9 protein-coding genes and 1 pseudogene are annotated in these 9056 nt (G+C 71.0%); 1 reads left to right on the plus strand and 9 read right to left on the minus strand.

Annotated features, from left to right (window positions below; translation table 11 throughout):
* From JHN63_RS48735 to JHN63_RS48775, 9 genes and pseudogenes are all read right to left on the minus strand, one after another.
* Positions 1–109 (minus strand): annotated as a pseudogene (locus tag JHN63_RS48735) (TetR family transcriptional regulator); the annotation flags it as partial.
* Positions 110–166: 57 nt separating this feature from the next.
* Positions 167–1105, minus strand: a complete 939-nt coding sequence (locus JHN63_RS48740; protein WP_200691570.1) for a diiron oxygenase — start codon at positions 1103–1105, stop codon at positions 167–169.
* A 114-nt stretch (positions 1106–1219) separates the two neighbouring features.
* Positions 1220–1738: a DUF3291 domain-containing protein gene (locus JHN63_RS48745; protein ID WP_200691571.1), complete on the minus strand. Its 519-nt coding sequence runs from the start codon at positions 1736–1738 to the stop codon at positions 1220–1222.
* Between the two features lie 45 nt (positions 1739–1783).
* Complete coding sequence (locus JHN63_RS48750) at positions 1784–3241, minus strand: penicillin-binding transpeptidase domain-containing protein (protein WP_200691578.1); 1458 nt, start codon at positions 3239–3241, stop codon at positions 1784–1786.
* 8 nt (positions 3242–3249) lie between these two features.
* Positions 3250–4614: an FtsW/RodA/SpoVE family cell cycle protein gene (locus JHN63_RS48755; RefSeq protein ID WP_200691572.1), complete on the minus strand. Its 1365-nt coding sequence runs from the start codon at positions 4612–4614 to the stop codon at positions 3250–3252.
* Positions 4615–4675: 61 nt separating this feature from the next.
* Complete coding sequence (locus JHN63_RS48760) at positions 4676–5173, minus strand: SH3 domain-containing protein (RefSeq protein WP_200691573.1); 498 nt, start codon at positions 5171–5173, stop codon at positions 4676–4678.
* 243 nt (positions 5174–5416) lie between these two features.
* Positions 5417–6673: a HAMP domain-containing sensor histidine kinase gene (locus tag JHN63_RS48765; RefSeq protein ID WP_200691574.1), complete on the minus strand. Its 1257-nt coding sequence runs from the start codon at positions 6671–6673 to the stop codon at positions 5417–5419.
* Positions 6670–7428, minus strand: a complete 759-nt coding sequence (locus JHN63_RS48770; protein ID WP_200691575.1) for a hypothetical protein — start codon at positions 7426–7428, stop codon at positions 6670–6672. The genes JHN63_RS48765 and JHN63_RS48770 overlap by 4 nt, the downstream gene beginning before the upstream one ends.
* Before the next feature lie 152 nt (positions 7429–7580).
* A complete protein-coding gene (locus JHN63_RS48775) occupies positions 7581–8087 on the minus strand; it encodes a dual specificity protein phosphatase family protein (protein WP_200691576.1) in 507 nt (168 codons plus the stop codon).
* Between the two features lie 96 nt (positions 8088–8183).
* On the opposite strand from JHN63_RS48775, the gene JHN63_RS48780 reads away from it, so the two are divergent.
* Positions 8184–8987 (plus strand): nuclease-related domain-containing protein, encoded by an 804-nt coding sequence (locus JHN63_RS48780; protein ID WP_200691577.1) that lies wholly within the window; start codon positions 8184–8186, stop codon positions 8985–8987.
* Positions 8988–9056 lie beyond the last annotated feature (69 nt).

Raw genomic sequence — 9056 nt, forward strand, 5'->3', positions numbered from 1 at the left:
CTTCGGGGGCGCGGTGTGCGAAGAGGGTGAGGGCGGCTTCGAGAAGCTGGCTGCGGCGTTCCTCGACGTTCAGACGGCGGTAGGCGGGGGTGGAGGCGGCGGGGGGCATGGGTGCAGGGTAGTCCGGCGGGTGCGTGACCAGCCCCCACCGGGTCGCACTCCGCACTCAGGCCAACAGCCCGGACGCCTTCCACAGCCGTCGGCCGACACCCCGCAGCACACCGATGTCGTCCAGGAAGTCCGTCAGCTTCTTCGACCCGTTCTGCATGACCTCCCGCCGGTGCCCGCTCGCCCGCACCTGAGCGACCGCCTCCCGCTGATCGAGCCCCACGTTCGTGTACACCTCGGGGTTGATGAAGGCGATGGAGAAGATCCGCGCGAACTCACCGGAGGTGACCCGGGTGAACTCCTGGGACCAGCGCGGCGCGGTCACCATCTGCCGCCTCAACTCCTCCCGCGCGTACCGCACATGACGGGCCTCCTCGACCACATGGATCCGCGTGACCCCCCGCACCAGCGTCTGCACCCGCTCGTCCGGGAACGTCAACCGCTGCATCCAGTCGAGGACTTCCTCACCGAGCAGGGTCGCCGTGAACGAACCCGGTGTGGTGGAGATCGTCTTGAACAACCGCCCCAGGTTCTGATGGGCCCGGCTCGCCGGATACCAGGGCGCGTCCCCGCGCGAGATCAGCCGCGCGAACATCTTCGAGTGCCGGCACTCGTCCTCGATCTCGGTCAGCGCGTAGCGCACATGCGCACTCGTCGCGGCCTTGTCGTAGATGTGCCGGACGAGGAGCTGCATCAGGATCAGCTCGAACCAGATGCCCAGCGAGGCGAGCGCCGCGGCCTCGTGCTGGGAGAGCAGGATGCGCTGCTCCTCGCCCATCCGCTTCCACAGCGGGGTGCCGTACAGCGAGACCAGCTCCGGCGGCCAGAACCACTTGCCGTCCTCGAAGGGCGCGTCCCAGTCCAGTTCCCTGTCGGGGTCGAAGGAGTGCCTGGCGGAGGAGACGAGCAGCCGCTCGGCCACCTGCTCACGGTCCTTGAGCAGGCCGAGCGCGTCCCGCAGCCCGTCGACCGCGTCGGCTTCGGTCAGGGTCGTCATGGTTCTCCCACCTCGCACGTCAGCGTGTTACCTGCGGTCACATCCCCCTAGTCTTATGAGACTGCTTGTCAGCAAGCTCGTCAATCCCCTCCGCGGGACTTGTTGGCGCCGGCCCTAGACCGAACAGCCCAGCCCCTCCGGGATGTCCACCGGTGCGGTCGGCTCCGCCCCCTGTGCCGGGAACGACGTCCGCAGCGTGAACGCGTACGGCGTCGGCCCGTGCGCCCGCAGATGCAGCAGCCGTTCCTCCGCCTCCGCGACCGTGGGACGGTGGCCCGCCGGGACCCACCACAGGGCGGTCATCGCCTCGCGCATCCGCTCGAACCACTCACGCCGGCGGGCCAGCAACTCCCGGTGCCGCCCCTGGTACATGAACGCGGTCAGGGTGTTCGTGTCGCGCCACACCGACATGTTGATGATCAGCCAGTCGTCGCCGAGGACGGGGACGTCGGTCGCGTTGCCGGAGTCGGACTGGAGGCGCCAGACGAATCCCTCGGCCGCGTCGGCGACGGCGTTCACCGGGTCGAGCGCGTCCACGAAGTCCTTCAACTCCGGGGAGTCCAGCGGGAATTGGAGGCGTCCGATGTTGACCTGGGCGAGTTCGTACGCGGGTACTGTCAACGGCTCAGTCATGAACCGAACGATAGGTCGGGCATCCGTGCCGGGACATCCCCCGTCTCACAACCCGAGCACCGCCTCCATCACCGCCTTCGCGATCGGCGCCGCGTCCCCGCCCCCGCTGATGTCCGACCGGTCCGCCGACGCGTCCTCCACCACCACCGCGACCGCCACCTTCGGCTCCAGGTCCCGCTCGCCCTGCGCCCAGGACACGAACCAGGCATACGGCGTACCGGAGTTGCCGATGCCGTGCTGCGCGGTGCCGGTCTTGCCGCCGACCGTGGCGCCGGGGATCGCCGCGTTCGTGCCGGTGCCCTCGGTGACCACGTCTTCCATGAGTTCCTTCATCTGTACGGCGGTTGCGGGGTGCATCGCCTGGCGGACGGGGCGGGAACCGGATGTCGAGACCGTCTCGCCGCCTCTCCGCGTCGTCCGCTCCACCAGGTACGGCTCCCGCACCTGCCCCCCGTTCGCGACCGCCGCCGCGACCATCGCCATCTGCAACGGCGTGGCCCGCGTGTTGTACTGCCCGATCGACGACAGCGCCAACTGGGCCTTGTCCAGGGTGGTGTCGAAGGTGCTGGGGGAGACGGAGAAGGGGATCCGCACCCCGGTGTCGTTGAAGCCGAACGCCTCCGCTGTGCCGCTCATGTCCCGCACGCCCACATCCACCCCCAGCTTCGCGAACACCGTGTTGCACGACCACTCGAAGGCCGAGCGCAGGGGCGCGTCCACGCAGCCGTCGCCCTCGTTCGTGAGGGTCGTGGAGGTGCCGGGGAGCGGGTACGGGTCGGGGGACTTCGTCGCCGCGTTCAGGTCCGTCACCACCCCCGCGTCCAGCGCCGCCGCCGCGGTGACCACCTTGAACGTCGAACCCGGCGGATAGGTCTGCCGTACCGCCCGGTTGAGCATCGGCTTGTTCGGGTCGGCGTTCAGCCGGTCCCAACTGCGGTTCGCCGTAAGGCCGTTGCCCGAGAGGGAACCGGGGTCGTAGGACGGCGTGGAGACCAGCGCGAGGACGCGGCCGGTGGACGGTTCGATCGCGGCCACCGCGCCCGTTCGGGTGCCGAGTCCGTCGTAAGCCGCCTGCTGGGCGGCCGGGTCGAGGGTGGTGACGACATTGCCGCCCGGGTTCTGGGCGCGGGTCAGGTCGTTCCACAGGGGGAACGGCGAGAGCATCGGGTCGGTGCCGGAGAGGATGTCGTCCTCGGCGTGCTCCAGGAGCGTCGTGCCGTACTCCTGCGAGGCGAAGCCGGTCACCGGGGCGTACAACGGGCCGTCCCTGTACGTCCGTTCGTAGCGGAGCTGCTCGCCGGAGTCCCGGGAGCCGGTGACCGGTTTCCCGCCGACGAGGATCGCGCCGCGTGGCTGGCCGTAACGGGCGATGGTGTGGCGGCGGTTGGCGATGTTGTCGTCGTAGGAACGGGACTGGAAGACCTGGACGCGGGTGGCGTTCACCAGCAGGGCCAGGAGGAGCAGGGTGCAGAAGGCCGCCGCCAGGCGGATGTGGCGGGTCATGGAGTCGGTCACGCTGCCACCTCGATGGCGTAGTCGGGATGGCGGCGGGCCGAGTCGCTGAGCCGGATCAGCAGGGCCACGATCGCCCAGTTGGTGACGACCGAGGAGCCGCCCTGGGCGAGGAACGGCATCGCCATGCCGGTCAGCGGAATCAGGCCGGTCACCCCGCCCGCGATCACGAACACCTGGAGCGCGACGATCGAGGCGAGCCCGACCGCGAGCAGCCGGCCGAAGGGGTCGCGCAGCGCCAGGCCCGCCCGGTAGCCGCGCTCCACGAGCAGGCCGTAGAGGATGAAGATCGCGGAGAGGCCCGCCAGGCCCAGTTCCTCGCCCGCCGTCGCCAGGATGAAGTCCGACTTCGCGGCGAAGCCGATGAGGATCGAGTGGCCTCGGCCCAGGCCCGTGCCGAGCATGCCGCCGGCCGCGAACGCGAAGAGGGACTGGGCGAGTTGGTTCGGGCCCTCGCCCGCGTCGATCGACGCGAAGGGGTGCAGCCAGTCGAGGACGCGGCTGTGGACGTGCGGTTCGAGCTGGCCGACCGCGACCGCGCCGAGGGCCGCGAGCAGCAGGCCGACCGCGATCCAGCCGGTGCGGCCGGTGGCGACGTAGAGGAGCGTCACGAACAGGCCGAAGAAGAGGAGCGAGGTGCCCAGGTCGCGTTCCAGGACGAGCACGCCGACGCTGATCAGCCAGATCGCGACGATCGGGCCGAGGACGCGGCCGGTGGGGAGCTGGAGGCGCCGGACGCGGCGGCCGGCGTAGGCGAGCGCGTTGCGGTTGGCCGCGAGGTACGCGGCGAAGAAGACGGCGAGCAGCACCTTCGCGAACTCGCCCGGCTGAATGGAGAATCCGGCGATCCGGATCCAGATCCGGGCCCCGTTCACGGCCGGGAAGAGGACCGGGAGGGTGAGCAGGACGAGCGCGGCGGCCACGCAGACGTACGCGTAGCGCTGGAGGACGCGGTGGTCGCGCAGGGCCAGCACCACGACGATGAAGAGGGTCACGCCCAGGGTGGACCACACGAGTTGGGTGGGGGCCGCGCGGTCGCCCGGGGTCTCCAGGTCGAGCCGGTAGATGAGGACGAGCCCGAGGCCGTTGAGGAGGACCCCGATCGGAAGCAGGAGCGGGTCGGCGTACGGGGCCCGCAGCCGCACCGCGACATGGGCCAGCAGGGCGAGCACGCCGAGCCCGGCGCCGTAGCCGGCGGCGCCGGGCGGGACCGTGCCGTTCTTGGCGAGACCGACAGCGCAGTAGCCGTACACCGAGAGGAGTACGGCCACGACGATGAGGGTGAGTTCGATGCCACGGCACCGGGGGAGGCGTACAGCGGGTGTGGGAAGGTCCGCTGTGACGGTGGTTCCGGCGTTGGTCATGTCCGGAACTTACCCAAATGGTGCGGGTTGTGTGCCTTGGGTGGGGAGTGTGTCTCGTCCGTCAGCACCAGCGGGGCGCGGGACCGATGTTGTCGATGTAGCGCGCCGAGCCCCAGGCCCAGGTGCCGTCCGTGAGGAGGTACCAGAGGTGGTTGCCCTGGACGTTGGAGCCGCTGGTCTTGCAGAAGATCGAGACACGGTCGCCGCGGTAGGCGTACCGGATGATCCTGCTGCCGCGGTCCGGGCGGGAACGCAGGGCCAGTTCGCTGGCCGTGACGACGCCCCGGTAGCGGCGCGGGTTGTTGTTGTGGTCGCCGTGCTGGTTCTGGTTGTAGTCGCCGCGGCCGTCGTCGTCGCCCTGCTGGTAGTCGCCGCGACCACCCTCGTCGTCCTGCTGGTTGTAGTCGCCGCGGCCACCGCCGTCGTCCGGGCGGCTGATGCCCGGGTCTTCGTCGCCCCACTCGTCGTCGGCCACGGCCGGAGTGACGGCGGCGGCGGTCACGAGGGCGCCGGCGGCCACCGCTATGCCGAGACGGCGGAGGGAGAGGCTGAGGGACATGGGGGTACCTCCAGGAAATGGGGCGAACTTGACTATTCGCCACGTTAGGAGGGGGAGGGCGGGGGTGCCTCGTCATGTTGGTCCACACGAGCACGGCTCTGGTTTCTGCCCACAGGGGCGCGGGGGCGCCTCGTCACGCGGGCCCACACGAGCAGGCCTTGCCTTTTAGGGGCGCGGGGCTGTGTCGATGTGCGGCTCCGCCGCACGGTCACGACCAGCCCCCACCGGCCGGCACCCGATGAACTACCGCTCTGATGGCAACGTCAACGTCGCCAGCGCCCCACCACCATCACCGGCGTCCACATTCGAAAACTCCAGCCGCGCCCCCAACACCTCCGCCTGCCCGAGCGCGATGGTCAGCCCCAGCCCGTGCCCGGTCGCGCCACCCTCCGTACGGAACCGCTGCGGCCCGTGCTCCACCAGATACTCCGGGAAGCCGTCCCCGTGATCCCGCACGGTCACGACCGCCCCGTCCACGGTCACCACGACGGGTCCCCGCCCGTGCCGATGCGCGTTGGCGACGAGATTCCCGAGCACCCGCTCGAGCCGCCGCCGGTCCGTCTCCACCCACGCGTCCCGCACCACGACGACCTCGGCCCCGCTCCCCGAAGCCCCCACGACCCGCCCGGCCACCACCCCCAACTGCTCCGTGTCCAGCTCGACTTGCTCTCTCCGGGTGTCGAGCCGGGAGATCTCCAGCAGATCCTCCGTGAGCGTACGGAGGGCCGCGACCCGGTCCCGCACCAGTTCGGTCGGCCGCCCCGGCGGCAACAGTTCGGCCGCCGCGTGCAACCCGGTCAGCGGGGTCCGCAACTCGTGCGCGACATCCGCGGTGAACCGCTGCTCGGTCAGCAGCTTGCCCTGCAAGGACGAGGCCATCGTGTCGAGCGCGGCGGCCACCGCGGCCACCTCGTCCTGGGGCAGGGTCGCGTCCTTCGTACGGGGGTCGTCGACCCGCGCGTCCAGGTCACCGGCGCTGATCCGCCGGGCCACCTGCGCGGTGCCGTGCAACCGCCGGGTCACCCGGGTCACCGCGAACGCGCCGACCAGCAGGGTCGCCCCGATCGCCAGCGCCGAGGACCAGACGATCGCCCGGTCCAGGCCGGCGATGGTGTCGGCACCCTGCGAGTAGTCGACCGCGACGGCCAGCACCCGGTCGCCGGAGGCGGGGCCCGCCGCCCACATCGTGGGATGCCCCCGGTGCCTGCCGACCATCGTGCCGCGCTCCCCGGCCTCCGCGAGTCGCCGTAGCGGCACGGGCAGGTCCGCGGGATCGACGCCGGCGCCGTGCAGGAGGGAGTCGCCGGCCTCGTACTGGGTCGTCGCCTCCTTCAGCCGCGACAGCGCGAGGCCGCGCGCCTGGCCGACGGTCCGGTCGGTCACCGAGACATGCACGAGGACGCCGAGCAGGGCGGCCAGCGCGCAGCACATCACGATGATGAACACGGCGGACTTGAAGGCGAGGGTCCCGGCCCAGCGGGGCAGCGCGAGCCGTGTCACGGCGTCGCCGAGGGGACGGGTGTCGCCGAGGTGAGGGGTGTCGCCGAGGTGACGGGTGCCGGGGTCGCGCGCCGGACTCCGTGTTTGCGGCCGTCCGTGCGCAGGAACTCGTCGTGGGTCAGCAGCATCGCCTTCTGGTCGGCGTCCCAGGTCCACTGCACGCGGTACTCGTACCCCGCGAGCTCGGACGGCGAGCGGATGATCACCGAACGCCCGGCCAGTTCGACCCCGCTGACCGCGTCGTCGTTGGCCATGACCTGCACGAGCCGGTGCTTCTCGACGGTGTAGACCCGCACGGCGGTCATCTTGGTGGGCAGCAGCCGGAAACCGAGGGTCAGGTCGTCGTGTCCGTCGCCGGTGAGGTCGCGGTAGTAGGGCTTGAGGACGGGGCACTGCCCCGCGTACGTGCCGCCCGCGCAGTCGGCGATCCGCTCGGCCGTCCCCCGGTACGGCGCCTTGGAGCCGTCGTAGTCACTCGGGTTCGCGGCGATCTCGGCCCGTACGACGGCGATCGGGTCCACCTTGCGGATGTCGTCGTCCGGGACGGTGACGCCCTTCACGGTCTCCGTGTCCGCCTCGTCGAAGTCGTAGGCGGGGGAGGAGGCGGGCGACAGATTCGGCCAAAGCCGCGCGGGGCTGGTCGCCGTCGGGGTGGCCCCCGCGCCCCGCAGCGCGCCGGTGTCACCGCAGGCCGCCACGGTCGCGAGGAGCAGGGCGACGGTGGCGGCGGTGCGGACGGGGCGACGGGGTGGCACTGCTCTCCTGCGGGGGCGCTGGTAGGGGACCCGTACACCCTATTCGTACGGAAGTCCTTTTTGTTCACACGTGGGGCCGGGCGGGGGAAACGATTACTCGCTGACTCGCTGACTCGCTGACCCGTCGACTCGGCCACTGGCTTGTTTGTCGCCTACTCGGCCAGCTCCTCCAGCAGCCGGGCCGTGGACAGGCCCGCCCGCAGATACTCCACGAACAGTTCGTTGTGGAGCGCCCACGGGGAGCGGCGGGCGCGGATCAGCCGTATCGCGTCGTCGGTGGAGTACCCGCGGCGGACCAGCGCGTGGGCGACGACCAGGCCCGACCGGTTGTAGCCGTGATAGCAGCGGACGAGCACCTTCCGTCCCGCGTCCAGCGCGTCGCACGCGGCGACGGCCAGCCGCATCACGCCCGCGAGCTGCGTCCCGTCCAGCGGCCCGTCCGGAATCGGCCACACATGGTGCTCGACACCGCTGTCCGGCCCGTGCCCCGGCAGCCGCAGCAGTGTCTGTACGAGATCGAACTCGTCCCGCACCACCGCGAACTCCAGTTGCCCCGAGCGCCCCCTGAACTCGTGCCCGCCCATCCACAGACCGGGCGTGATCTCGCTCCACGGACTGTCCGGAGCGGGTACGTCGGGTTGCTTCCTGCGCGTCCGCAACGGCGCCTCCCCAAGCCCCAGCGACTGACCCAAAGGTAACCGGGTTCTTGCCCCTTGAGCACCCCGCCTGTTCCCATGGTCGAGGGGTGATGGTGCATGAGCGGACTGCGCATCGTACCGACCTGGCGCCATGGTCAGGAACGGCTGTACGTCTGTCACACGGACGGAAGGAACGTCGCCTGGTACGACCGGGAGGCGGGCCGGATCAACCTGCTCAGCGAGGACAGCAGAGAGGACGTGCTGCACGCCCTCGGCCCCTTCCTCACCGGCCCCGTCACGGTGGGCCCACCACCGGTGCCGACCCCGGCGGAACTGGCTCGTCTGACCCTCCACCCGGACGACGACCTGGCCCCCAACCGCCCCGGCGAGGCCCTCCACGTGGCCCTCGACCGCGACCCGGGCCCCCAGCACCGGCTCCGCCCGGACCAGCGCCGTCGCGCCCTGATCGCGGAACAGTCGGTGGGCGAGGCACTGGACGACCTCGACGGCGCGGGCTGGCACGCCCTCCACTCGATCCCGCTCCCCGGCGGCGACCGCCTCCACCACCTGGTGATCGGTCCGGGTGGCCTCTTCGCGCTGCACACGCTGTACGCCCGCAAACAACGCGTCCAGATCGCCGACCCCATGGTCACCCTGGGCCGCCGCGACCCCCTCCCCCTGCTCCGCCGAGTCCGCTCCGACGCGGCCCGCGCCTCCTACGCCCTCACCGCCGAGGTCCACCCGGTCCTCGCCCTCTCCGGCCCGACGACCGTCACGATCACGACTCCGCTCCGCGAGGTCCGAGTACTCCAGGACACGGAACTGTCCGGACTGGCAAGGGCGGGCGGGGTGTTGAAGCCGGCGGATGTGGAGGCGTTGCATGCGATGGCGAGGGATCGGCATACGTGGGGGAGGGTGTGACGGGGGGGAGAGAGGGTCGAGGGTTGGCGGCCTGAGGCCTGAGGCCTGAGGCCTGAGAGCTGGGGCCTG

It is taken from the genome of Streptomyces sp. MBT65 (assembly GCF_016612545.1).
Taxonomy (GTDB): Bacteria; Actinomycetota; Actinomycetes; order Streptomycetales; family Streptomycetaceae; genus Streptomyces.